We start from the raw sequence: 20,975 nt of genomic DNA on the forward strand, positions 1-20,975 counted from the left end.
ATTACCTCAGTTTCAACGTGGCAAGGCCGATCAGCACCAGAATCACGGTGATGATCCAGAAACGTACGATGACCCGTGGTTCGGGCCAGCCCTTGAGTTCGAAATGGTGGTGAATCGGCGCCATGCGGAACACGCGCTTGCCGGTCAGCTTGAACGAGGCGACCTGGATCACCACCGACAGGGTTTCCATGACGAACACGCCGCCCATGATGAACAGCACCACTTCCTGGCGAACGATCACTGCAATCGTGCCCAGCGCGGCGCCCAGCGCCAGCGCACCCACGTCGCCCATGAAGACTTGCGCCGGGTAGGTGTTGAACCAGAGGAAGCCCAGGCCGGCGCCGATCAGCGCGCCGCAGAACACGATCAGCTCGCCGGCACCCGGTACGTAGGGAATCAACAGGTACTCGGCGAAATTGACGTTGCCCGACAGGTAGCAAAAGATTCCGAGCGCACCGCCGACCATCACGGTCGGCATGATCGCCAGGCCGTCCAGGCCATCGGTCAGGTTTACCGCGTTGCTCGAGCCGACGATGACGAAATAGGTCAGCACCACGAAGCCGATGCCCAACGGGATCTCGATGTTCTTCAACAACGGCAGGAACAGCGTGGTTTCCACCGGCGTCTGCGCGGTCATATAAAGGAAGACCGCCGCGCCCAGGCCGAACACCGATTGCCAGAAGTACTTCCAGCGGCTCGGCAAGCCACGGGAATTCTTTTCGATCACCTTGCGGTAGTCGTCGACCCAACCGATGGCACCAAACAGGAATGTCACCAGCAGCACGGTCCAGACGTAACGGTTGCTCAGGTCGGCCCACAGCAGAGTGCTGATGCCGATGGCGCTGAGGATCAGCGCGCCGCCCATGGTCGGCGTGCCCTTCTTCGACAGGTGCGATTGCGGGCCATCGTCACGCACGGCCTGGCCGATCTGGCGCAGTTGCAGGGTACGGATCAGCTTGGGGCCCATCCACAGCGACAACACCAGCGCCGTGAGCACGCCAAGGATTCCGCGCAGGCTCAGGTATTGGAAGACTGCGAAGCCCTTGTGGAATTGTTGCAAATACTCAGCGAGCAACAGCAGCATCAATGTTTCTCCGTGGCAGTTTCTGCCAGTGCGTCGACGATCTTGTCCATCGCCGCACTGCGTGAGCCTTTTATAAGAATCGTCGTGTTGGCGGCGTTTTCGGTGCGCAAGGCCTCGATCAGGAAGGCCTGCTCGGCAAAATGCACCCCGCCCAGGCCATAGGCCGATACCGCGTTCTCCATCAGCGGGCCGACGGCATAGAGCGCATCGACCTTGCCGCGCGCATAGGCGCCCACTTCTTCATGTGCCTGTACGGCCCACGCGCCCAGTTCGCCCATGTCACCCAGCACCAGCACGCGCCGCCCGGCGAAACCGGATAGCACATCGATCGCGGCCAGCATGGACGCGGGGTTGGCGTTGTAACTGTCATCGATCAGGCGCACGCCCGTTGCCAGCACCTGGGCAACGGCACGACCCTTGACGGGTTGCAGGGCCTGCAGACCGGCAACGATATATTCGAGGTCTACGCCCACCGCATGAGCGGCAGCAGCCGCAGCCAGGGCATTGGCGACGTTGTGACGACCCAGCAGGTTGAGCTGGATCACGGCCGTACCGACCGGGCTGCGCAAGGTGAAGTTGGGGCAACCGCGCGAGTCCTGGGCGATGGCGAGCGCCTGGAAATCGGCCTTGTCGGCGTCTAGTGCAAAACTCAGCACACGCCGCAGGCCGGCACGCGCAACCCACTCGCCATAGGCCTTGTCGTCGCGGTTGAGGATGGCGACGCCGTTCTCGTCCAGTCCATCGAGGATCTCGCCCTTGGCCTGGACGATCTTCTCCGGCCCGCCGAACTCGCCGACATGGGCACTGCCCGCGTTGGTAATCACACTGACATGTGGCCGCGCCAGACTGACCGTGTAGGCAATTTCACCGGGGCGCGACGCACCGACTTCGATCACGGCGCTGCTGTGGTGACGGGTCAGTTCCAGCAGCGTCAGGGGAACGCCAAGATCATTGTTCAGATTGCCACGGGTCGCCAACACGGCCTCTTCTCCATGGCAGGCACGCAGGATGGAGGCCAGCATCTCCTTGACACTGGTCTTGCCGCTGGAGCCGGTCACGGCGATCACGTCGCCGTCGAATGCCGAACGCTTGAGCGCACCCAACTGACCCAGTGCGAGACGGGTGTCGCGGACGATCAGTTGCGGCAGTGGCGCCCCTTCGACTTCACGCTCGACCAGCGCCGCCACGGCGCCCTTGGTAGCCACCTCGGCGAGATAGTCATGGCCATCGAAGCGCGGCCCGGTCAGGGCGACGAAGGCCTGGCCCGGTTTGATCGCCCGGCTGTCGATGCTGGCAGAGACAAAACTGGCATCGCCGCCGAGCAGACGCCCGGACAGCGGCATGACCAAGTCACTGAGGCGCATGGACTCAAGCATGGTTCACCTCCCAGGCCGCCAGCGCGCTCTGCGCCTCGAGCAGATCGGAAAAGGCCGTACGCTCGCCGGCGATTTCCTGGTAGTCCTCATGCCCCTTGCCGGCCAGCAGCACGACATCGCCAACCTGGCTGAGCGCGATGGCTTCGGCGATGGCTTCGGCACGCCCGGCGATCTGGCGAACGCGGGCCTTGGCGGTGAAGCCCTGCATGATTTCTTCACGGATCGACGCGGGCTCTTCGCCACGCGGATTGTCATCGGTCACCAGTATCTGGTCGGCCAGGCGCTCGGCCACGGCGGCCATCAACGGACGCTTGCCACGGTCGCGCTCGCCACCGCAGCCGAACAGGCAAGTCAGGCTACCCTGCACATGCGGACGCATGGCCAGCAGGACTTTCTCCAGGGCATCCGGGGTATGGGCGTAGTCGACCACCACCAGTGGCAGGCAATGACCGCCCAGGCGCTGCATACGGCCTGCAGGTCCCTGCAAGTCAGGGAAGACCGCCAGGATTTCATCCAGCGGATACCCCATCGCCAACAAGGTACCGATCGCCGCCAGCGCATTGCTGACGTTGAAGCGCCCCAGCAGCTTGCTGTGCAGGGAGCCTTCGCCCTGCGGCGTGACGATGCGGGCGCGAATACCATTGTCGTCCAGGCTCACTTGCGAGCAATAAAGGTAGGCCAAGGCATCGTCCAGGCTGTAGGTGATCAGGCGTGAGTCATGCTCTCGCGCCGCCAGTTCCCGCCCGAAGTCATCGTCCAGATTGATGACCCGGCAGTCCAGGCCCGGCATGGCGAACAGCGCAGCCTTGGCCTCGCCATAGGCCTGCATGGTGCCGTGATAGTCGAGGTGATCGCGGGACAGGTTGGTGAAGACCGCCACGTCGAAATCGAGCGCCGCCACCCGTCCCTGCTGCAAGCCATGGGAAGAAACCTCCATGGCCACCGCACGAGCGCCGCCCTGCTTCAGGCGCGCCAGAGTTGCCTGCACCCCGAGGGAGTCAGGCGTGGTGTGCCGCCCTTGTTCCAGCTCGCCGTAGAAACCCGTTCCCAGCGTGCCGATGACGCCACAACGCTCGCCCATCAGGTCGAGTGCCTGGGCCACCAATTGGCTGACGCTGGTCTTGCCGTTGGTGCCGGTGATACCGGCCAGGCGCAGGCTGCGGCTCGGCTCGCCATAGAAGCGTCCGGCAATCGCCGACAACTGGCTCGCCAGGTTGCGCACCGGCAGCAGGGTGGCTCCGACGGCCCAGATGTCTTGTGCACCTTCACTTTCATAGGCAACGGCTGCCGCGCCCCGGGCAATCGCATCGGGGATGTGTGCACGACCGTCCTGCAATGCACCGGGCACAGCCAGGAACAGGTCACCCGGGCGCACCTTGCGGCTGTCCAGTGTCAGTTCACGGATCAGTACCGAGCTGTCGGCCTGTGGCAATAGCTGGTTCAGTGGCATCGGCATCAGATACGCCCTCCCTTGCCTTCGACTGCCTGCGCGGTCTTCACGTCCGGCAGGTTGTCGGGAGTGACGTTCATCAGGCGCAGCGCACGCGCCATCACCTTGCCGAATACCGGCGCCGCGACCAGGCCGCCGTAGTAGCCACCCTTGGAGGGCTCGTCGACCACCACGACCGCAGCGATACGTGGATTGGCCAGCGGCGCGACACCGGCAAAGAAGGAGCGATAGGCGTCCTCGGTGTAACCGCCGGTGCCAGTGATTTTCTTCGCCGTGCCGCTCTTGCCGCCGACGTGATAGCCCGGCACGCGGGCGCGTACGCCACCGCCGCCATTTTCTTCGACGACAGCCTGCAACATGCGCAGCACCGTACTGGAAATCTGCTTGTCGATGACCTGGACGCCCTGCTGCTGCCGATCCAGCCGCAGCAGAGAAAGAGGAACGTTGACACCATCGTTGCCCAGCAACGCATAAGCATGGGCCAACTGCACGGCCGTGACCGAAAGGCCGTAGCCATAGGCCAGCGAAGCCGTCTCGGCATCGCGCCAGCGGCGGTGGTTGGGCAGGTTGCCCACTCGCTCACCGGGGAAGCCCAGCCCCGTGTCCTGGCCAAAACCCGCTTGTTGCAGAACCGAGTAGACCGGCTCTGCACCGATGTTCAGGGCAATCTTGCTGATGCCGACGTTGCTCGACTTCATCAGGATGCCGGTCAGTGTCAGCATGCCGCCACGGGAGACGTCGCGAATGGTGTAGCGACCGATACGCATGCTGCCCGGCGAGGTGTCGACGACCGAATCAGGCTTGTACTTGCCGGTGCCCAGGGCTGCGGCGATGCTGAACGGCTTGATCGTCGACCCCGGCTCGAAGACATCGATCATGGCGCGGTTGCGCATGGCGGCCGGCTGCAGGTTGCGGCGATTGTTCGGGTTGTAGGTCGGCTGGTTGGCCATGGCGAGGATCTCGCCGGTCTTCACGTCGACCATGACCAGGCTGGCGGCCTTGGCGCCGAACTCCTGCACCACGGAGCGCAGTTCGCTGTGGGCCAGGTATTGCAGACGCAGGTCGATGGACAGCGCCAGGGTCTTGCCCGGCTTGGCGTTCTGCGTGACCTGCACGTCCTTGATCAGCCGGCCACGACGGTCCTTGAGTACCTGGCGCTTGCCTGGCACGCCGGCCAGCCACTCGTCGTAGGCCAGCTCCATGCCTTCGCGGCCACGGTCGTCGATATCGGTGAAACCGATCACATGCGCGGCCACTTCGCCGGCGGGATAGAAGCGGCGAAACTCTTCCTGGGCATAAACGCCGGGAATCTTCAGGTCCAGCACCTGTTGCCCCTGCTCCGGGGTCAGGCCGCGCACCAGATAAGTGAACTCGCGGGCAGCCTGTTGCTGCAAGCGCGCGGACAGGGTCGCGGGATCCTGGCCAATCGCCTTGGCCAACTCGTTCCAGCGGCCACGGACAGCTTGCAGCTCACGGGGGTTGCCCCACAGCGTTGTGACCGGCGTACTCACGGCCAGCGGCTCACCGTTGCGGTCGGTGATCAGCCCACGGTGAGCGGGAATCGGAATATGCCGGACGCTGCGCGCATCCCCTTGGCCTTGCAGGAAGTCCTGATCGACCACTTGCAGGTCGACGATACGCCAGGAAATGGCACCAACCATCAGCGCCAGCAGCAGCAGGACGATGCGAAAACGCCAGGGATAGAGCGCGCCTGGCAGTTTCATGGTGCCACCAGCCTTACATCCACCGCTTCGGGGATGTGCATCTTCAATTGTTCGCGGGCCAGGGTCTCGATACGGTTATGCGCGGTCCAGGTGCTCTGTTCGAGAATCAGACGCCCCCATTCGGCCTGTGCCTTGTCGCGCTCGCTGAGTTCGCTATACAGCTCATTGAGCAGTTGGCGATTCCAGTGGGCGCTGTAGGACACACCGATGGCCGACAGCAGTACGGCGATAAAGAGGACCAGCATCAGCAGGCTGCCACGCGGCATCGAATGCAGAGAACGGCTCATCTGAGTTTCTCCGCGATGCGCATCACGGCACTGCGTGAGCGGGGATTGGCCCGGACTTCTTCCTCAGATGCGAAAACCGGCTTGCCCAACAGCTTCAGGCGAGGTTCGAACGCCTTGGGAATGATCGGCAGGCCGCGTGGCAAGGTGTCGGCCTCACCCTTGGCCTGACGGCGCATGAACTGCTTGACGATGCGGTCTTCCAGCGAGTGGAAGCTGATCACCACCAGTCGCCCACCGACTTCAAGCGCATCCAGCGCGGCGTCAAGACCACGCTCGAGATCGCCCAACTCATTGTTGATGAAAATGCGCAGCCCCTGGAACGCGCGGGTCGCAGGGTTCTTGCCTTTCTCCCAGGCCGGATTCGCCACCGTCAGAACCTGGGCCAGGTCAGCGGTACGCTCGAAAGGAGTTTCCTGGCGACGCAGCACCACGGCACGCGCCATACGCTTGGCAAAGCGCTCCTCGCCGTAATCCTTGAATACGCGGGCGATCTCGTCTTCGCTGGCGCTGGCGATCCACTGCGCAGCACTGACGCCGCTGTCAGGGTTCATGCGCATGTCCAGCGGGCCGTCGTGCTGGAAGCTGAAACCACGTTCGGGGTCGTCCAGTTGCGGCGACGACACGCCCAGGTCCAGCAACACGCCACTGACACTTCCAGACCAGCCACGCTGTGCGATCTCTTCGCCCAGCTCGGCAAAGCTTCTCTGCACAACGACAAAGCGGCCGTCCTCGGCCGCCAATGCCTGCCCCGTGGCAATCGCCTGCGGGTCCTTGTCGAAACCGAGCAGGCTCCCCTGTGGGCCAAGCCTGAGCAACAGCTTACGGCTGTGCCCGCCACGCCCGAAAGTACCGTCCAGGTAGCGGCCATCCGCACGCACGGCGAGGGCCTCGATGGCCTCGTCGAGCAGTACGGTGATATGCGCCAAGCTGCTGTTCGGATTCACAGGATAAGATCACGCAGTTCTTCCGGCAGGCCGCCGGGTTGTTTTATAGCCGCCAGGTCCGCATCGGCTTGAGCGTTCCAGTCGGCCTCGTTCCACAGGTTGAACTTGTTCAGTTGCCCCACCAGCATGGCGTGCTTGTCCAGGCCGGCGTATTCGCGAAGCCGCTGCGGCACCAGCACACGACCAGTGCCATCCATCTCCAGGTCCACCGCATTGCCGATCAACAGGCGTTGCAGGCGACGCGCTTCTTCGCGCAGGGATGGCAGTTCACGCAGCTTCGCTTCGATCAGTTCCCATTCGGGCAGTGGGTAGATGCAGAGGCAACGGTCGACGGCATCGATGGTCACGATCAACTGCCCACCACAACGCGAAACGAGCTCGTCGCGATACCTGCTTGGCATCGCTAAGCGCCCTTTTGCGTCGAGGTTGATGGCATTTGCTCCGCGAAACACGGCAGTCCGTCCCCTGAATTAACCTTCCGAACCCATATTCACCCACTTCTCACCACTTTCTACCACTTGTGCGCACTATAGAAATGCACTACCCCACCGTCAAGGCGGCGTTGACGGGAAAATCCCTTACAGGACGGGAATTTAGGGAAACTTGAGGGGGCAAAAACGGGCACTGGAGAAATAAGACGCGGAGGAACAAACAGCTACCCGACAAACTTAAAGTAATTTGTCAGGAGTGAGTGCTTTCAGAAATTTCAAGAAAGGCGACAGACAGCAGGAAAGGAGGTGGAGAGTCGATCTGTAAGCCGGGTTTTGTCGAGGACAGTCATTCCTCTACGACAGCCATCACTGACTGCCTCTAGCAACCTACCCGGATCCAGCGCGGGCCACGCCAATGGATCCCTATTTGGTCTTGCTCCAGGCGGGGTTTACCTAGCCACGGACTGTTGCCAGCCGTGCGGTGCGCTCTTACCGCACCTTTTCACCCTTACCGGCGCCGAAACGCTTAGGCGGTTATTTTCTGTGGCACTTTCCGTAGGCTCACGCCTCCCAGGCGTTACCTGGCGCCTTGCCCTATGGAGCCCGGACTTTCCTCCCTCCCCTTTTGCGGAACAAAAGGGAACAGCGACTGTCCGATCGACTCTCCGCCGCGCAGGTTACAGCCCTGTGCCATCACCCGCAAGCGGCAACCGGACGACGGACTCGTCGCCCATTCAGTCGGCCTTGCGCTCCAGGGCCAGTTGATACAGCAGGTTCTTGCGCACACCGGTAATCTGCGCGGCCAGCGCGGCCGCCCGTTTGAGCGGCAACTCTTCGAGCAATAGGTCCAGCACTTTCACGGCCTGCGCATCCACCGCATCCTCGCCCTCGGGCGCCTGCCATCCCTCCACAAGCACCACACATTCGCCACGCTGCTGATTGGCATCGCCCTCGACCCATGGCCGCAACTCGGCAAGCGGCGCCCCTTTGAGCGTCTCGAAGGTCTTGGTCAATTCACGCCCCAGCACCGCCTGGCGCTGCCCACCGAAAACGGCCTCGAGATCGGCCAGGCATTCGACGATGCGATGTGGCGCTTCATAGAAGATCATCGTTCGCGACTCTTCCCGCAGCGCTTCGAGCCGTGTCAGTCGCGCCGCCTGGCGCGCCGGCAGGAAACCTTCGAAGACGAAGCGATCCGACGGTAGACCCGCTGCCGACAAGGCTGCGATCAGTGCGCAGGCACCTGGCACGGGAACGACGCGCACACCGGCCTGGCGCGCCTGGCGCACCAGGTGATAACCGGGATCGGAAATCAGCGGCGTACCGGCATCGGAGATCAGCGCCACATGGCTCCCCGCCAGCAAGGCCGTGAGAAAACGGCCGCCCTCTTCGCGCTCGTTGTGCTCATGGCAGGCGGCCAGTGGCGTATCGATGCCGAAATGCTGCAACAGACGAATCGAGTGACGGGTATCTTCGGCAGCGATCAGCGCAACCTCGCGCAATATGCGCAACGCACGGGCACTGATGTCTTCCAGATTGCCGATTGGCGTGGCGACCACATAAAGCGTACCCGCTGTGGCATTCGGGGCATCCGTAGCAGTCACGACTCACACCTCGTCTGAAAGTGGCGAAAGCGCGCATTGTAGCCCGGCAATGTCCCCGCAAGGCACAGGCTTGGGTACAATCGGGGCATTCTTCGCGATTGTCTTCCAGGAATATCACCCATGATGGCCTGCTTACGCCCACTGTTGACACTTTGCCTCGCCGCCCTGGTGGTGGCCTGCTCGTCTTCTCCCTCTTCCACCCTCGGCGAACTGCCACGCACGCCACAGGCCAGTACGCAGCAACTGCTGCAACAGGCCCAGGACAGCGCCCCGGAGAAGGCCGCCCAGTTGCGACTGTCGGCCGCCCAGCAAAGCTACCAGCAAGGCAATCTGAAGCAGGCGGTCGATATCATTCGACAGATCGACCTGAAAACCCTGAAACCAGCGCAGCAGATATTCGCCCGCACCCTGACTGCGGAGCAGGCACTGGCCGACGGCCAGCCTAAGCAGGCTCTGGATGCCTTCCGGCATGCAGCCTTCGAAAGGCTCGCCGAACTCCCCGCGAACCAGCAGATACAAAGCCGCCTGGTTCGTGCCCAGGCACTGGAAGCCGACAAACAACCGCTGGCCGCCGCACGCGAGCGTGTCGAACTGGCACCGCTGCTCATTGGCGTGAGCGCCGATGACAACCATGAGGCTATCTGGCGACTGGTTTCCAGTTTGCCTGACAACGACCTGCACGCCACCGGCGACGCCACCCTGGTGGGCTGGCTGAACCTGGGCAATGCACTCAAGCAGGCCGGCACGCTGGGCCAGCAACAGAACGCCATCGACAGTTGGCGCCAGCAATACCCGCAGCACCCGGCAGCCCTCCGCCTGCCCGCGCCACTCGACAAGCTGCTGCAACTCGAAGACCAGCCCCTGAACCACATCGCCCTGCTGCTCCCGACCGACGGCCCGTTGGCGGGTCCGGCCCGCGCACTGCGCGACGGCTTCCTGACCGCCCACCTGCAATCGGAAACGGGCCGCTCCGACCTGAAGATCGAGCTCTACGACAGCAGCCGCATTACCTCTATCGACGAGTTCTACCAGCGTGCCTCCCGCGATGGCGTGCAACTGATCGTCGGCCCGCTGGAGAAGGAACAGGTGCGCAAGCTGGCCGAACGCCAGTCGCTGCCCCTGCCCACCCTCGCCCTCAACTACAGCGACGCCGGCCAGGTGGCACCGCCACAGCTGTTCCAGTTCGGTCTCGCGGCCGAGGACGAAGCCCGGGAAGTCGCACGCCGCGCCTGGGCCGACGGCCATCGCCGCGCCATCGCACTGACCACGCAAGGTGAATGGGGCAATCGGGTGTTGCAGGCTTTCCGCCAGAGCTGGGCGGCACAAGGCGGCACCCTGGTGGCCGCTGAATCCCTGGGCCAGCCGGTCGAGCTGGCGGGACAGATCGCACGCCTGCTGCAACTGACGTCCGGCGATACCCCGACCCGGCGCCAGGACGTGGACTTCCTGTTCCTCGCGGCAACGCCGCAACAGGCACAGCAAGTCAAACCGACCCTGGTGTTCCAGTACGCGGACGACCTGCCGGTCTATGCCACGTCGCACCTGTTCTCGGCCAACAATGACCGCGCCCAGTACCTCGACCTGGAAGGCATTCGCTTCGCCGAGACACCCTGGCTGCTGGACAGCCAGTTGCCTCTGCGCCTGCAGGTCGAACAGAAGTGGCCGCAAGCCGGCAGCAGCCTGGGGCGGTTGTACGCCATGGGCGCCGATGCCTACCTGCTGGCCCCTCGTTTGAACCAACTGCTGGCCATGCCTGAAACCGAGCTGGAAGGCCTGTCTGGCACCCTGACGCTCAGCCCGGAGCGCCGGATCGAGCGCAGGCTGCCCTGGGCCCAGTTCCACAACGGCCAGATCGAGCGCCTCGACGACACACCATGACAGACAATGGCCGGCAGGACAGCGGGCGTGCCGCGGAAGCGCACGCCCTGGCGTTCCTGAACACTCAGGGACTGCGCCTGCTGGCTCGCAACTGGTCCTGCCGCCTCGGGGAAATCGACCTGATCATGCTCGACGGCGATACGCTGGTCTTCGTCGAGGTGCGCTACAGAAAGCATTCCGCCTGGGGCGGCGCCCTGGAGAGTGTCGATACCCGCAAGCGGCAGAAGCTGATCCGCACCGCGCAGCTCTTCCTGCAGAAGGAAAAGCGCTGGAGCAACCACCCCTGCCGGTTCGATGTCATAGCGATGGGCTCGCAGCAGGAAACGAACTGGTTGCGCAACGCATTCGACTGCTGATTCCCCAGACACCCGCACAACATGCTGCCCTGCGCGCTTGCAACGAAACGGCAACAGCCCCTAGCATTCCCGTGCCACGGCCATGAGGCCCGCCAGCCAACCGAAGGTCAACTATCGATGGATATGCAAAACCGTATTCGCCAACTGTTCCAGGCGAGCATCGACACCAAGCAGCAAGCCATGCAGGTCCTCGCACCCAGCATCGAGCAGGCTGGCCAGGCGATGGTCAATGCCCTGCTCAGCGAAGGCAAGATTCTCTCCTGCGGCAATGGCGGCTCTGCCGGCGATGCCCAGCACTTTTCCTCGGAACTGCTCAACCGCTTCGAGCGCGAGCGCCCCAGCCTGCCGGCCATCGCCCTGACCACCGACAGCTCGACCATCACATCGATTGCCAACGACTACAGCTACAACGAAGTCTTCTCCAAGCAGATTCGCGCCCTCGGCCAACCGGGCGACGTGTTGCTGGCGATCTCCACCAGCGGCAACTCCGCCAACGTCATCCAGGCCATCCAGGCCGCCCACGACCGCGAGATGCTGGTGGTCGCCCTGACCGGTCGCGACGGTGGCGGAATGGCGTCCTTGCTGCTGCCGGAAGACATCGAGATCCGCGTACCGTCCAAGGTCACCGCACGCATCCAGGAAGTCCACCTGCTGGCCATCCACTGCCTGTGCGACCTGATCGACAACCAACTGTTCGGGAGTGAGGAATGAACAAGAGCGCCTTGTCCGTCATTGCACTGAGCCTGTGCGTAGCGGTTACCGGCTGCAGTTCGGTACTGACCGCGACCCGCGACAAACCGATCGAGGACAACCGGGGCACGCGCACCATCGGCAGCAAGATCGACGACTCGCTGATCGAAACCAAGGTCGCGGTGAATATCGCCAAGGCCAGTCCTGACCTGGAAAACGCCTCGCGCATCGTCGTCGCCAGCTACAACGGCGTGGTCCTGCTCGCGGGGCAGACGCCCCGCCAGGAACTCAAGCAACGGGCCGAGCAGGAAGCCAGCGCCGTCCAGCGCGTCAAGCGCGTGCACAACGAGCTGCAGATACTGCAACCCTCATCAGCCCTGGCGCGTAGCAACGACACCTGGCTGACGACCAAGATCAAGAGCCAGATGCTGACCGACAACAGCGTCCCCGGCTCGCGCATCAAGGTGATCACGGAAAACGGCATCGTCTACCTGCTGGGCCTCGTGACCCAGGCCGAGGGCAACCGCGCGACCAATCTGGTCCAGGGCGTCTCCGGCGTCCAGCGTATCGTCAAGCTGTTCGAATATATCGACTGAGCGTCGCGTGTATCAGAAACCGTGACGCTGGCGGCAAGCCTGTCGCTCAGAGCCTGACCGGCCAGACCTCGTACGCCGGGGTCTGGTAGGGATGGCTGGCCCTCAGCGCCGTGATACAGGCATCGACCAGCCCATCCTCCAGCACCAGTTCCACCTTCCACTCAGGCAGGCGTTCCACCCGCCCTTGCTCGCCGATGAAGGGATCGCTGCCGGCCAGCGGCCGGAACTGGCCTTGCCCCAGCACTTGCCAGCAGCAGTGGTCGTAGTCGCCCAGACGCCCGCCACCGGCATCGAAGATCGCCGCCTTGACCTGCTCGACATGGCTGTCAGGCACGAAAAAACACAGTTTGTGCATCACTCCCTCCAGCACTGCGGGGCGCGCTCGCACGTGCCCCTGCGCTTGCGCGCCTATCAGAGCTGCACATTCACCGCCTGCGCCGCGCGCAACGCCTTGGCACGGGCGCTTTCGAGGCTTTCGTCACGCGCCAGCGCCACGCCCATACGGCGCTGTCCGCTGACGCCAGGCTTGCCGAACAGCCGCAGCGACGTATCCGCCTCAGCCAGCGCCGCCCCGAGATTGCCGAAGCTGACGCTGGCCGACTCGCCCTGCACCAGCACCACCGCTGAGGCGGACGGACCGAACTGGCGGATGGCCGGAATCGGCAGCCCCAGGATCGCCCGCGCATGCAGCGCGAACTCGGACAGGTCCTGGGACACCAGAGTGACCAGGCCGGTATCGTGCGGACGAGGGGAAATCTCGCAGAACCAGACCTTGTCGCCTTTGACGAACAGCTCCACGCCGAACACGCCACGCCCCCCCAGCGCCTCGGTCACCGCCAGGGCGATCCGCTCGGCCTCTGCACGTGCCGCGGGCGTCATCGCCTGGGGCTGCCAGGACTCCTGGTAGTCGCCTTTCTCTTGGCGATGGCCAACCGGCTGGCAGAACGTGGTGCCACCTGCATGGCGCACGGTCAGCAAGGTGATTTCGTAGTCGAAGTCGATGAAGCCCTCGACGATCACCCGCCCTTTGCCGGCACGCCCTCCCGCTTGCGCATAGTCCCAGGCGGCCTCGATATCGGCCTCGCTGCGCAGGACGGACTGGCCCTTTCCGGACGAACTCATGACCGGCTTGATCAGGCAGGGGAAGCCCACGGCTTGCGTACCCGCACGGAACTCGTCCAGCGTATCGGCGAAGCGATAGGCTGAGGTCGGCAGGCCCAGTTCTTCAGCCGCCAACCGACGAATGCCTTCGCGGTTCATGGTCAGTTGAGTCGCGCGTGCCGTCGGGATGACGGTGTAGCCCTCATGCTCCAACTCCACCAGCGTGGCCGTGGCGATGGCCTCGATCTCGGGCACGATGTAATGCGGCTTTTCCTGCTCGATCACGGCACGCAGGGCCGCGCCATCCAGCATATCGACCACATGATGACGATGGGCGACCTGCATCGCCGGGGCGTCGGCATAACGGTCCACCGCGATCACCTCGACCCCGAGACGCTGCAGCTCGATGACCAGTTCCTTGCCCAGCTCGCCAGAGCCACACAAGAGGACACGGGTCGCGCTGGACGACAGGGGAGTACCAATACGTGGCATGGGAATTCCTCAGGTAATGGGTTTCAGAGAAGCAGCCCAGCGGACTTCGCCCGCTCGTGGCAACGCACGAGCACCTCACGGCGCTCGTCATTGTTCATCCGGCTCCAGCGCAATATCTCATCGATACTGCGTTGGCAACCGATGCAGATATCCAGCTGATCGAGTGCACAAATGCTCACACACGGCGAGGCAACCGGTTTTTCCTTTTCCATCGTCGTGGGGTCCAGGGACAGGCAATCGATTGGTCGGCAATGATGCAAGGCCAGGCGGCAAGCCGCAAGTTGGAAGCCGGAGCAAGGACGCCCGGTGAAGCGTCACAGCTCACCGGGAACGGCGCGGGCTCAGGTCGATAAAGGAGGCGGACGCATTACGCAACTCGATACCCGCGCCGTACACCAGGTTGACCAGCTCGACGATCATAATCGCGGTGAGCCCCCAGATCTGGTAGTCCTCGTAGCGATAGCAGGGCACGTACCAGGACTGCCCACGGTAATCGATACGGTGGGTGAACTCACGCGGGTCCTGGCAGAAGAAATCCAGAGGCACGGAGAAGACCGAGGCAATCTCGTCGTCGTTGGCGCGGTACTCGACATAGTCCGGCACGATGCCAACCACCGGCGTGACGTGGATGCCATAGGTCGAAACCAGGCTGCTCAGCGGCCCGACGATTTCCACCATGCCGGGCGGCAGGCCGACCTCCTCCTCGGCCTCGCGCAGGGCGGTGCTGATGAAGTCGGTGTCCTCGGGGTCACGCCGGCCTCCGGGGAAGGCCACTTCGCCACCATGGGTGGACAAGCCACTGGCGCGTAGCGTCAGTATCAGTTCGGGGTCGTCGCTACGCGTCACCGGCATCAGCACGGCGGCTTCGGGGTAGCGACTGGAGGTGGGCATGAGGTGCGGGGAGTAATCACGCACACGTTGGATGAGCGTTTCCAACATGATTCTTCTCGCTTTGTCTTTCGCCGCATCATGGCATGAAAGAAGCAGGACGCACAGCACCCATCGAGGCGCGCGTCATTCCCGCCGATGGCTGCGGCTCGCGCTCGTGGCGCGTATAGTGCGCAGCCACTCTGGAGCCCCGCATGCGCCATCTGTCGACCGCCTGGCGCCACAGGCCGACCCATCGCCGGGTCTGGGCGCTGGCCGCGCCCATGATCCTGTCCAATCTCTCCGTGCCGCTGATGGTGCTGGTGGACAGCGCCGTGGTCGGCCACCTGCCCCACGCCCACCAACTGGCGGCAGTGGCCGTTGGGGGTAGCCTCTATACGCTGCTGGTGTGGTCGATGGGCTTCCTGCGCATGGGCACCACCGGCTTCACCGCTCAAGCCAGTGGGCGCGGCGATGGTGCTGCCCTGCGCCAGGTGCTGTTGCAAGGATTGCTGCTGGCCGGAACGCTGGCCCTGCTGCTCGGCTTCTGCGCCTTGCCGTTCAAGCAGGCGCTGCTGCACCTGATGCAACCCTCGGCGGAGCTGAACGACCTCACCGAGGATTTCTTCCATATCCGCCTGCTCGGCCTGCCGGCAGCGCTGGCCAATTACGCACTGGTCGGCTGGTTCCTCGGCACGCAGAACGCGCGAGTTCCCCTGGCCATCCTGCTGGTCACCAACCTGGTCAATATCCTGCTCGACCTGCTGTTCATCCTCGGTTTCTCCTGGGGCGTGCCCGGCGCGGCCTGGGCCTCGGTGATCGCCGAGTACAGCGGCGCCCTGCTCGGCCTCTGCCTGACCCGTCCGGCCTTGCGCCGCTATCCTGGCAAGGCGGACTGGCAGGCCCTGCGGCGCTGGAGCAACTGGCGCCCGCTGCTGGGCGTGAACCGGGATATCTTCATCCGCTCGCTGGCGTTGCAACTGGTCTTCCTCGGCCTGACGGTGCAGGGCACACGGCTCGGCGATGCCACCGTCGCGGCCAATGCCTTGCTGCTCAACGGGCTGCTGCTGACAGCCCACGCGCTGGATGGTCTGGCCCATGCGCTGGAAGCCCTGAGCGGACACGCCATAGGCGCCCGCAAGCGCCTGCAATTGTGGCGGGTACTGGTGGTCACGGGCGGCTGGTCGTTGCTGGTCAGCCTAGCGTTCGGCCTGTTCTTCCTGGGCGCAGGACACCTGTTCATACAGATGCAGACCGATATCGCCGAAGTGCGCCAGTCAGCCATCACCTACCTGCCCTACCTCGCCGCGCTGCCGCTGATCGCAGTCTGGAGCTACCTGCTCGACGGCCTGTTCATCGGTGCCACACGGGCCCGTGAAATGCGTAACGCGATGCTGGCCGCCTTCATCCTTGCCCTGCCCCTGGCCTGGGCCTTGCAGCCGCTGGGCAACCACGGGCTATGGCTGGCCTTCCTCGCCTTCATGCTGTTGCGCAGTGCCTGCCTCGGCGTGATCGCCCTGCGCTTGCAGCGTGCTGACGCCTGGTTCGACAAGCCAGAACAGGCATGACCTGCCTGCCTCCGCCTGCAGGCCACTTGCCGGCCATCAAGACAATGAGAAACAATACCATTTCAATTTTGGCAGAACGATCATCGGCATCACATGGCCTCAGAAGAAGAAGTCGAGCGCATCTATGCCGAATACTCGGAGCGCCTGCGGCGCTATCTGCTACTCAAGACACGACAACCGGAACTGGCGGCAGACCTGACCCAGGAGTGCTTCGCACGGCTTCTGCAACGGGACGAACCGCCACCGGACAACCCGCTGTCCTACCTGTTCACCATCGCCAACCACCTGTTGATCGACCACCGCCGCAATCACAACCAGGCACGTACCGAACAGGTCGGCGATACGCTGCTGGAAGAACTCCCCGACGATACACCTGGCCCCGAACTGCGCGTGCAAGCCCAGCAGCAACTGGAGCGACTCAATGGCGCACTGCACGAGTTGCCAGCGCGCAGCCTGGAGATTTTCCGCCTGTGCCGGCTCGAAGGCCTGAGCTACGCAGAAACCGCCCGGCAGTTGGACGTATCCGTCAGCTCTGTGCAGAAGCACCTGACCCTGGCAATCGCCTTTCTCGTCGCCCGCACGGGAGAGCGGGAATGATTTTTTACTCGAATGCACGGCACAGCCGTCTTACCCCTCATGGAGGAAAAAAGGGCATGGCCGATGAGTGACGAACGCATCCTCCTGCAGGCAGCAGAGTGGGCGATGCGCCAGAACATGGAAAGTCTCGACGAACAGGACTTCCATGCCCTGGAGCAATGGCTCCAGATCGACCCCCGGCATGCCGATGCATTGGCCGAGGCGGAAAGGGTCTGGGCCATGACCGCCGAACTGCCCCCGCTGCCGCCCCTGCGCGTCGCCCGGACACTGCCCGCTGTACCCGCAGCGCCGGTCAGGCCCAGGCGCCCGCGCCGCCAGGCCCGCTGGGGCGCTGCCGCTGCCAGTATCCTGGCCGTATGCCTGGGCTTTTTCGCCACGGAAGAACTGCCACCCCTGCTGGCGGACTACCGTACCGCGACAGGCGAAACCCGTGTCGTCCAGCTCGACGATGGCAGCCGGATCCACCTCGGCAGCCATGCCGCCCTGGACGTGGCCTACGACCGAGAGATCCGCCGGGTAAAACTGCTGCGCGGCGAGGCGCTGTTCGAGCCGGCACCGGTCAATGCCGGCGAGCCAAGGCCCTTCATCGTGGAGAATGCCGGGGGTCGCTCGGAGGCACTGGGAACGCGCTTTCTGGTACGCGACGAAGGCTCTGCCGGCACCTGGGTCGGCATTCTCGAACACCGGGTGGCCGTGAGCCTGGACCAGCAGCGCATAGAGCTTGAGCAGGGCCAGACGGTCCGCTACAGCAGTGCCTTCGGCATACGGCGCCTCGACGAAAACCCCGAGAGGGCCGCGGACTGGAGCCGTGGCGTACTGGAGTTTCGCCAGGAGCCCCTGGCCCATGCGCTGGAGCGTATCGGTACCTTCCGCCCCGGCCTGCTGAAACTGCTGGACAGCGAACAAGCCGACACCCCGGTGAGTGGCCTGTTGCACCTCGATAACCTGGACGATGGCCTGGACCGGATGGCCGCGCAGCATGGCCTGAAAGTCGTGCGCCTGCCAGGCATTGCCCTGCTGGTGAAATGAGCCGCCCACATCGCTCGAAAAATAAAACGATTATTTTTACCTGACTCCGAACATCGCCCGTCAACGCTAATGCAAGGCATTTTCATTAGCATGACAGAGGATCAACGATGCAACAGATGAACATCGGGGTACTGGCGCGGGCCGTGGGTCTGGGCATTCTCGCCACCTGCGCGGCATCCACCGGCATGGCCCAGGCAGCGACCCCACAGATGGCCAGCGAGGCTTCCGGGAACGCACTGGCCAGTACACGATCGTTCGATATCCCGGCCCAGCCCCTGCGAGAAGCCTTGCTACGTTTCGCCAGCCAGGCCGGCATCGACCTGCTGGTCGGTGAAGTCGAGCTGAATGGGCTGGAGTCCGCCCCACTGCAAGGCCAGTACTCCATCGAGCAGGGCTTGCGGCGGCTCCTGTCCGGCACAGGTATCGGCTACAGCCAGCAGCAGACCGGCAAGCGCCCAAGCGTGCAGTTGTTCAACCTGACATCCACGAGCGAGCAGGCCATTCATCTGGGGCATATCGACATCCAGTCCGACAGCCCGAACGACTGGGTCTACAAGACACCTCGCTCGGTCTCCGTGATCGACCGCGAACAACTGGAGCGTCGCCCGGCACGGCACGCCGCCGACATGCTCGAACAGACCACCGGTGTCTACTCCGCGGTCAGCCAGCAGGACCCGGCCCTGTCCGTGAACATTCGCGGCATCCAGGACTATGGCCGGGTCAACATGAACATCGACGGCATGCGCCAGAACTTCCAGAAAAGTGGCCACGGCCAGCGCAACGGCACCATGTACATCGACCCGGAACTGCTGTCCGGTGTGACCGTCAACAAAGGCCCGAGCAGCGGTGTCGGCGGTGCCGGCGCCGAGGGTGGCATCACCACGTTCAGCACCTACGACGCCCGCGAGTTCCTCGAGCCCGGCAAGGAAATCGGTGGACGCCTGAGCGCCACCAGCGGCGACAACGGCACCCACTTCATCGGCAGCGGCATGCTCGCCATCGGCAACGACCTCGGCGACATCCTGCTCGGCGCCAGCGAACGTCACCTGGGCAACTACCAGCCTGGCCAGCATGGCGACATCAGCGGCATCCGCATCTCCGACCTGATGAGCGATGCCGCACGCGCGCAGTTCCTCGACCGGGTCAAGAGCGAAGTCCTCTACTCCGAGTACACCATGCGTTCGCGCATGGCCAAGTTCGGCCTGAACCTGCCCGGCGACCAGCGCGTGCAACTGAGCTACCTGCAGACCCAGGTGTCCTCGCCCAACGCCGGTACCCTGGGCAACACCGACCCGGCCTGGAGCTACGCCGGCAAGAGCAACGTGCTGTCGCGCAACCTTGCGCTAGACTACAGCCTGCAACCCCAGGACAACGATTGGCTGGACCTCAAGGCCAAGCTCTACCACGTCGACACCGACGATGACAGCGACGTCGTCAGTCGCACGCTGAGCTACCAGATCGACACCCGCGTGCAGACCTACGGCCTGCAACTGGACAACACCTCGCAACTGCTCTCGACCCTGGACGGCCACCAGTTGAGCGCCAACTACGGCCTCGACATCTTCCACGACAAGGCCAGCAGCGACTCCACCCGAGAAGTGGCCAGCAGCGTGACACCCACCGGGAAACGCACCATGAGCAGCCTGTTCGCCAGCCTGGACTACGGCTACGACGACTGGCTGACGCTGCAGGCCGGCTTGCGCTACGACCGCTATCGCCTGCGCGGCATTACCGGCCTGACGGTAAAAAGACTGCCCTTCACCATCGACAACCCTTGCACCGAGACGCGGATCAGCCGTTGTCCCGGCACAATCAGGTCCTGGCAGGAATACGACGTGGACCGCGAAGCGGGCAAGCTGTCGCCCACCCTGGCCATCGCGATCAAGCCCGGTCTCGACTGGCTGGAACTGTTTGCCAACTACGGCAAGGCCTGGCGTCCGGCAGCCACTACCGAGACGCTGGCAATGGGCAGTGCCCACACGTCCGACAGTGTCTACCCCAACCCTTTCCTCGACCCGGAACGCTCCCGCTCATGGGAAGTGGGCATGAACACCCTGCACAACGGCCTGCTGTTCAGCGAGGATCGCCTGGGCGCCAAACTGGCCTGGTTCGACAGCAAGATCGACAACTATATCTACCAAGCCATAGGCCGTGGCCTGCCAGGCTACAGCCCGGTGGCCAACATGGGCGATACCGCCTATGTCAACAACCTGGCGACCATGCGCTTCCGTGGACTGGAGTTCCAGCTCGACTATGATGCCGGTTTCGCCTACACCAGCCTGAGCTGGACGCGGATGATTGGTGAGAACGACTTTTGCTCGGTGGTTCGTTACCTCGGTGGCCAGGTAACCGTGGGAGGCAGTGCGGGTAATTATTACGAAGAGCCGGTCGACAGTGCCAATTACTCCAATTGCCAGATGGCACAGGCCTTCACCTCGACCCAGCAACGCCCCGGCGACCGTGGCTCGCTGACCCTGGGGGGACGCGCCTTCGACCGGCGGCTGGATGCCGGTGTGATCGTCCGCTACACCCCCGGCTATCAATCTGACCTCAAAACAAATAACTACGGTGGTTATATCCAGAACATCTATGATGCCGACTGGGCCGCCTACACCCTCTACGACCTGTACGCGAGTTTCAAGGTAAGCGACAGCCTGACCCTGCGTGGCTCGGTGGAGAACCTGACCAACGTGGCCTATGTCACCCAGTACGGCGACTACCTCTCCTACACCCTGGGCCGTGGCCGCACCGTGCAGGGCACCGTCGAATACCGTTTCTGAAGCAAGCCCTCCGTGCTGGCGGCGCTGGCACGGAGGATTCCCGCTCCGCCACGCACCATTCATCCAACGGATGACTGTATGCTGCGCCATAGCGATGTATCGTTGACCTGCCCGCAGGAAG

Annotated in this window: 20 protein-coding genes and 1 other RNA gene; 8 read left to right on the plus strand and 13 right to left on the minus strand. The window is 63.7% G+C overall.

The window, feature by feature from the left end; all coding sequences use genetic code 11:
* Position 1: 1 nt before the first annotated feature.
* The 9 genes from mraY to rsmI all read right to left on the minus strand — a co-directional run bounded on the left by mraY (position 2) and on the right by rsmI (position 8,900).
* Positions 2-1,084: a phospho-N-acetylmuramoyl-pentapeptide-transferase gene (mraY, locus tag HW090_RS05840; RefSeq protein WP_179112595.1), complete on the minus strand. Its 1,083-nt coding sequence runs from the start codon at positions 1,082-1,084 to the stop codon at positions 2-4.
* Positions 1,084-2,460: a UDP-N-acetylmuramoyl-tripeptide--D-alanyl-D-alanine ligase gene (gene murF, locus HW090_RS05845; RefSeq protein WP_179112596.1), complete on the minus strand. Its 1,377-nt coding sequence runs from the start codon at positions 2,458-2,460 to the stop codon at positions 1,084-1,086. The genes mraY and murF overlap by 1 nt, the downstream gene beginning before the upstream one ends.
* Positions 2,453-3,916 carry a UDP-N-acetylmuramoyl-L-alanyl-D-glutamate--2,6-diaminopimelate ligase gene (locus HW090_RS05850; RefSeq protein WP_179112597.1) on the minus strand — a complete coding sequence of 488 codons (1,464 nt, stop codon included), beginning with the start codon at positions 3,914-3,916 and terminating at the stop codon, positions 2,453-2,455. Before HW090_RS05850 ends, murF begins: the two co-directional genes overlap by 8 nt.
* Positions 3,916-5,634 (minus strand): penicillin-binding protein 2, encoded by a 1,719-nt coding sequence (locus HW090_RS05855; protein ID WP_179112598.1) that lies wholly within the window; start codon positions 5,632-5,634, stop codon positions 3,916-3,918. Before HW090_RS05855 ends, HW090_RS05850 begins: the two co-directional genes overlap by 1 nt.
* The gene (gene ftsL / locus HW090_RS05860; RefSeq protein ID WP_179112599.1) at positions 5,631-5,921 is read right to left on the minus strand and encodes a cell division protein FtsL; all 291 of its coding nucleotides are present in this window, start codon (positions 5,919-5,921) and stop codon (positions 5,631-5,633) included. The genes HW090_RS05855 and ftsL overlap by 4 nt, the downstream gene beginning before the upstream one ends.
* A complete protein-coding gene (gene rsmH, locus HW090_RS05865) occupies positions 5,918-6,865 on the minus strand; it encodes a 16S rRNA (cytosine(1402)-N(4))-methyltransferase RsmH (protein ID WP_179112600.1) in 948 nt (315 codons plus the stop codon). The genes ftsL and rsmH overlap by 4 nt, the downstream gene beginning before the upstream one ends.
* Positions 6,862-7,317 carry a division/cell wall cluster transcriptional repressor MraZ gene (mraZ, locus tag HW090_RS05870; RefSeq protein ID WP_179112601.1) on the minus strand — a complete coding sequence of 152 codons (456 nt, stop codon included), beginning with the start codon at positions 7,315-7,317 and terminating at the stop codon, positions 6,862-6,864. The genes rsmH and mraZ overlap by 4 nt, the downstream gene beginning before the upstream one ends.
* 285 nt (positions 7,318-7,602) lie before the next feature.
* Positions 7,603-7,961: RNase P RNA component class A (gene rnpB, locus HW090_RS05875), an RNA gene on the minus strand.
* A gap of 69 nt (positions 7,962-8,030) precedes the next feature.
* Positions 8,031-8,900, minus strand: a complete 870-nt coding sequence (rsmI, locus tag HW090_RS05880; protein WP_179112602.1) for a 16S rRNA (cytidine(1402)-2'-O)-methyltransferase — start codon at positions 8,898-8,900, stop codon at positions 8,031-8,033.
* Positions 8,901-9,023: 123 nt separating this feature from the next.
* Here rsmI and HW090_RS05885 point away from each other — a divergent pair, with 123 nt between their 5' ends.
* From HW090_RS05885 to HW090_RS05900, 4 genes are all read left to right on the plus strand, one after another.
* A complete protein-coding gene (locus HW090_RS05885) occupies positions 9,024-10,778 on the plus strand; it encodes a penicillin-binding protein activator (RefSeq protein WP_179114841.1) in 1,755 nt (584 codons plus the stop codon).
* Complete coding sequence (locus tag HW090_RS05890; RefSeq protein ID WP_179112603.1) at positions 10,775-11,134, plus strand: YraN family protein; 360 nt, start codon at positions 10,775-10,777, stop codon at positions 11,132-11,134. Before HW090_RS05885 ends, HW090_RS05890 begins: the two co-directional genes overlap by 4 nt.
* Before the next feature lie 117 nt (positions 11,135-11,251).
* Positions 11,252-11,845 (plus strand): phosphoheptose isomerase, encoded by a 594-nt coding sequence (locus HW090_RS05895; RefSeq protein ID WP_179112604.1) that lies wholly within the window; start codon positions 11,252-11,254, stop codon positions 11,843-11,845.
* Entirely contained in the window at positions 11,842-12,420 is a 579-nt protein-coding gene (locus HW090_RS05900) for a BON domain-containing protein (RefSeq protein WP_179112605.1), read from the plus strand. The genes HW090_RS05895 and HW090_RS05900 overlap by 4 nt, the downstream gene beginning before the upstream one ends.
* A 46-nt stretch (positions 12,421-12,466) precedes the next feature.
* Here the strand turns inward: HW090_RS05900 and HW090_RS05905 are convergent, their stop codons facing one another.
* The 4 genes from HW090_RS05905 to HW090_RS05920 form a co-directional block, all read right to left on the minus strand.
* Positions 12,467-12,775, minus strand: coding sequence for a YqfO family protein (locus HW090_RS05905; protein WP_179112606.1), 309 nt, complete (start codon positions 12,773-12,775; stop codon positions 12,467-12,469).
* A 56-nt stretch (positions 12,776-12,831) separates the two neighbouring features.
* The gene (gene purT, locus HW090_RS05910) at positions 12,832-14,013 is read right to left on the minus strand and encodes a formate-dependent phosphoribosylglycinamide formyltransferase (protein ID WP_179112607.1); all 1,182 of its coding nucleotides are present in this window, start codon (positions 14,011-14,013) and stop codon (positions 12,832-12,834) included.
* A gap of 23 nt (positions 14,014-14,036) precedes the next feature.
* Positions 14,037-14,225 carry a DUF1289 domain-containing protein gene (locus HW090_RS05915; protein WP_179112608.1) on the minus strand — a complete coding sequence of 63 codons (189 nt, stop codon included), beginning with the start codon at positions 14,223-14,225 and terminating at the stop codon, positions 14,037-14,039.
* 109 nt (positions 14,226-14,334) lie between these two features.
* On the minus strand, positions 14,335-14,952 hold the full coding sequence (locus tag HW090_RS05920; protein WP_179112609.1) for a CoA pyrophosphatase: 618 nt from the start codon (positions 14,950-14,952) through the stop codon (positions 14,335-14,337).
* Between the two features lie 143 nt (positions 14,953-15,095).
* On the opposite strand from HW090_RS05920, the gene HW090_RS05925 reads away from it, so the two are divergent.
* From HW090_RS05925 to HW090_RS05940, 4 genes are all read left to right on the plus strand, one after another.
* Positions 15,096-16,448: an MATE family efflux transporter gene (locus HW090_RS05925; RefSeq protein ID WP_179112610.1), complete on the plus strand. Its 1,353-nt coding sequence runs from the start codon at positions 15,096-15,098 to the stop codon at positions 16,446-16,448.
* 93 nt (positions 16,449-16,541) lie between these two features.
* Positions 16,542-17,045 carry an RNA polymerase sigma factor gene (locus tag HW090_RS05930; protein ID WP_179112611.1) on the plus strand — a complete coding sequence of 168 codons (504 nt, stop codon included), beginning with the start codon at positions 16,542-16,544 and terminating at the stop codon, positions 17,043-17,045.
* A 63-nt stretch (positions 17,046-17,108) separates the two neighbouring features.
* Positions 17,109-18,074 (plus strand): FecR domain-containing protein, encoded by a 966-nt coding sequence (locus HW090_RS05935; RefSeq protein WP_179112612.1) that lies wholly within the window; start codon positions 17,109-17,111, stop codon positions 18,072-18,074.
* A 116-nt stretch (positions 18,075-18,190) separates the two neighbouring features.
* A complete protein-coding gene (locus tag HW090_RS05940; RefSeq protein ID WP_373416385.1) occupies positions 18,191-20,854 on the plus strand; it encodes a TonB-dependent hemoglobin/transferrin/lactoferrin family receptor in 2,664 nt (887 codons plus the stop codon).
* The last annotated feature ends 121 nt before the right edge of the window (positions 20,855-20,975 follow it).

This window comes from Pseudomonas sp. ABC1, assembly GCF_013395055.1.
Lineage (GTDB): Bacteria > Pseudomonadota > Gammaproteobacteria > Pseudomonadales > Pseudomonadaceae > Stutzerimonas.